Source organism: Bartonella sp. AP7XZML (assembly GCF_042195745.1).
In the GTDB taxonomy this organism is placed as follows: Bacteria; Pseudomonadota; Alphaproteobacteria; order Rhizobiales; family Rhizobiaceae; genus Bartonella.
On record NZ_JBHIOT010000091.1, the window covers coordinates 1 to 4,196 of the forward strand.

General features: G+C 35.7%; 2 protein-coding genes. Both read left to right on the top strand.

From position 1 onward, the window contains the following. Positions 1 to 173: 173 nt before the first annotated feature. The gene (locus tag ACFILT_RS07000; RefSeq protein WP_375612614.1) at positions 174 to 323 is read left to right on the top strand and encodes a hypothetical protein; all 150 of its coding nucleotides are present in this window, start codon (positions 174 to 176) and stop codon (positions 321 to 323) included. Between the two features lie 972 nt (positions 324 to 1,295). Then, a partial coding sequence (locus ACFILT_RS07005) for an autotransporter outer membrane beta-barrel domain-containing protein (RefSeq protein WP_375679811.1) occupies positions 1,296 to 4,196 on the top strand: 2,901 nt, incomplete at its 3' end.

The window sequence follows — 4,196 nt, forward strand, 5'->3', positions numbered from 1 at the left end:
CTATCAGTTTTAACACAAAGCTGTAAAAGCAAGCCTATTCATTCTATTCAATTTAATAAAAAGGCAGCACGATATGCTGCCTTTTTTTATTCTTGACACCCTTTCATAAAAAGATCGCTCGAATAGCTTTTGTTCTTTATCCTCCCAAGATCATCTCCATCAAGATTTATTGATTGACAAGGCTAGGTATTGTTTTTGATGCATACCAGATTGAAGTAGTTGCTCGTACACAGGCAAAAAAACGCTTTCGTTATAATCCTGAAAAGACAGCTGTGGAAGGTCTTGCCAATTTGCTGGAATTGGGGAGCGTGAAATGCGTGTAGCAGTCTTTGCGCAAAAGAATGAAAATATGCACTAAAGCGGGTGGTTATGCTTAAGGGTGAGAATAAATTCAGTGATTTTGAGAAATCTGCCCCTTACGCTGTCTTAGATATTGAATGGCATTTATCTCTCATAAACAAAAATGTCGCAAAGCGCTTCATCTCCAAGTGAAAGTAAAACTTTCAGAAAAAACACCTTATATGTATTTATTGATAAATCATATATGTTTATTGATAAATCGCGCTTGCTTCATAAAATCCCCTTCCCCTTTTTCTCAAAGCAAAAAGAAAATGTAAAGTTTTACTATCGTAAGTAGATAAAAAGCACAAGCTACTATTATTTTCCTCTTTACACAGGAAACATACTGCAAAATATTTCTTTACGCAGATAATTTAATTAAATACACCCAAAAAACAAAGACATCAACCACTTTATCAAAATACTCAAGAAGAAACTAAGATTTATAAAAGCATCAATCAGTACTCTTTAGCATATTTATAAAACACATTACATCCAATATAAAACACCTCAGATCTAAAATTAAGTAAACTTTTTTAATTTTTGCTGACGGCTGTTCCCAACGATGCTGTCCCCCCCTTTATTCTCCTTAATGCATCAAAATATATGACAGTACTGTGATAACATTAAAAAGTACAAACAAACAACGATCATTTGCTTATAATATTGTCTTTAAATATCATTTTAATATTTTTAATTATATATTTAACACGTAATAACTAAAACTATAAATATAATATGACTTAAATGTAAATATATACATTAATTATTATGTTTTTTAATTTGACTATAAGTAAATTATAAAACTATAAGTAAATTATAAAATTAGTGAGCAAGAAGAATATTTTTATAGACCATTATTTATTTTCTTATATTGTTTGTTCTTCTTATAACAAGTGGAGATATGGCAAACAGAAAAAATATTTGTAGCTTAGTTTTAAGTGAGGAGAACATAAATGTCTAAAAAATCTCTTTTATCGTATACAGCAACTGCAGCAATTCTATTATTTGGGACCTACCACAACACACAAGCGGAAGAACTTAAAGTTTCTGATGGAAAAAAAATGGAAGTCTCTAAAGAAAGCTACGAGAATATTTGGGCAGAAACGGGTGGAAAAATCATCGGCAAGAATTTAAAGCTGGGGAGTACCTCTCCAACACTACCATCTGTTACAACCGTTGTCACCGTTAAAGGATCCGATAGTTTGATTGAATTATCGGACAATACCATCATTGGTGCTCCACTTGGAACTAAATCTTCCTATGAATACGGCGTTAATATATCGGACAACGCTACATTCAAAATGACAGGAGGTTCTATCAATGTTGATAAAACCGCTATTCAGCTAAATGCTGGTAACGAAAATATGGAAAATGTCACAATAACAAGTGAAAACAGTGAACCCTATAACGCAATAAAAGCTGAAAAAAAAAGTAAACTCACTTTGAAAAATATAACTGTTAAAAAAGCAAAAAACAGCATCTTTGCAGATAACCAAACTCAAGTAACAGTTATCGATGGATCTTTTGAGGCAAACGAAACAGCAATCAATGCTCGAAACGGTAGTATCATTACTTTAAACAATAAGGCAAAAATCACATCACTTAACGGTGATGGGCTCAATGCCATTGGTGAGCAATCAAAAATTTTTATGACAGAGGGAACTGTTACCGGTAGCAATAGTGTATTATATACAAAAGCTGGTGGATATATTAATGTTAAAGATGTTGTGCTCACAGCAAATGGTAAAGGAACAAAATTCGGTGCATTTGCAAGAGGTTCCAGCACTATTGAATTGAATGGTAACACAACAATTAAAAATGCTTCGATCGGTGTTAAAGCCGAAAGTGATAATGCGACAATCAAGATGACCGGAGGATCGATTGAGGTCACAGGAGACAAAGCAGTAGGTGCATCATTTCTTAACACCACCAGCAAAGAAAACACGCTGAAAGATGTAAAAATATCAAGCGGAAATGATGACTTTCTTATGGATAAAGGAATAAGTGCTGACAAAGGAAGTATTGTCACTTTAAATAATGTAACCGTCACGAAAGCAAAAAACAGCATCTTAGCAGATAACAAATCTCAAATAACAATCACCGGCGGATCTTTTGAGGCAAAAGGAGAAGCAATAATTGCTCAAAACGGCAGTAGCATTACTTTAAACAATGGTGCGAAAATCATTTCATCTGAGCATAATGCGCTGAGTGCCATTGGTGAGCAATCAAAAATTTTCATGACAGGAGGAACTGTTACTGGGAGTAATAATTCATTATATGCAACTTTGGGTGGATATATTAATGTTAAAGATGTTGCACTCACAGAAAATGGCGAAAGTTCAGTTACAGGCGCATCAGCTGAGGGCCCAAACAGCGTCATTGAATTAAAAGGAAAAACAACGATTACGAAGACTCTCTTTGGTCTTTATGTAACGGATGGAGGCAAAATCACAAGTGAAGAATTAACGATAAAAGGGAAGAGAACAAATATTGAGGGAATCGAACTGCCCAGCATGGGTGTAAATGCTGCTGCAAATAGCGTCATTGAATTAAACGGAAAAACAACGATTGAAAAAGTTGATTTTGGACTTGTCGCATCCAATAGCACGATTAAGATGATCAATGGCGCTGAAAACAAAATAGATGCAACACTAATTGCACTAAAGATAAACAGAAATGGACATATTGATCTCGCAAATACTTCTGCAACAGCAGGGGTTTCTGGGGTGAATTTTGCAGATTTGTCTAAAAATAAGTTAAATGGCCTAAGTAATAGTAATCCACAAGATTGGCAAAACAGTGAAGTTAATTTGACCAATACAGATCTGATCGTTGAAAATGGTATTGGAATAAATACCGATGAATCAATGGGGAAAATTAATCTCAAAAATTCAAAAATCCTTGCAGATACGTTATTCAAAAACATAAAGCAGAAGACAAAACCTGTTGAAATGTTTACTTTAACCGCAGATCATTCTGTCTTACAAGGCGGTGTAAGAAATGACGAAAATGGGCAAACACGCTTTGATCTGAAAAACGACACAAAATGGACGTTGAAGATCAGTAACAATGAAAAAGATGATGATGGCAATCTCCTTGATATCGCTCAAAGATCTCGTTCTGATATTTCCACGCTTAATCTCGATAACAGCTCCATTGTTTTTGAGAAACCAACAGAAGAGCATTACCAAACATTGCATATAGGTTCTGGTAAACCAAACACGCAAGAAGTCTATAATGCAACGGGTGATGCAAAGATTTACTTCAACGCACAATGGAGTGATGGAGCACCCATCGCCGATCAAAAAACCGATAGGCTTTTGATCCATGGGGATGTCTCTGGCAACACATCAGTTTATGTTTCAGGACGCGTAGAAAAGAACAGTAGTCAAGCAAATATCTCTGCTGCTCCTAATGTACGGGGGCTTTCACTCATTCAAGTTTCTGGAAAAGCAGAAGAAAACTCTTTCAAACTGGTAAATGGCTATACCACAAGAGGTGGCTTACCGGATATGTATACACTACGTGCCTATGGACCAGACTCAAGCCAAGGCAAAGCCGATATTGCGCAAAACCTCTTTGATGAAAAGAATGAAAATTTCTGGGATTTCCGTTTACAACCCGAGCTGCTTGGCTCCAATTCTGGTTCAAATCCTGATCCTGAAACAAATATCCCTACCGTTGCCCCTGTACCACAAACAGCAAGCTATTTGGTCATGCCAAATGCTCTCTTCTACAGTGGATTAACCGATATAGCTAAACAAAACGCGCTTTTAGCCAATATCAGAACATCCGTCTTAGGAAAAGAAGAGGAAAAACAAACCGGTTTCTTCCTCTATACTTACGGAAACACA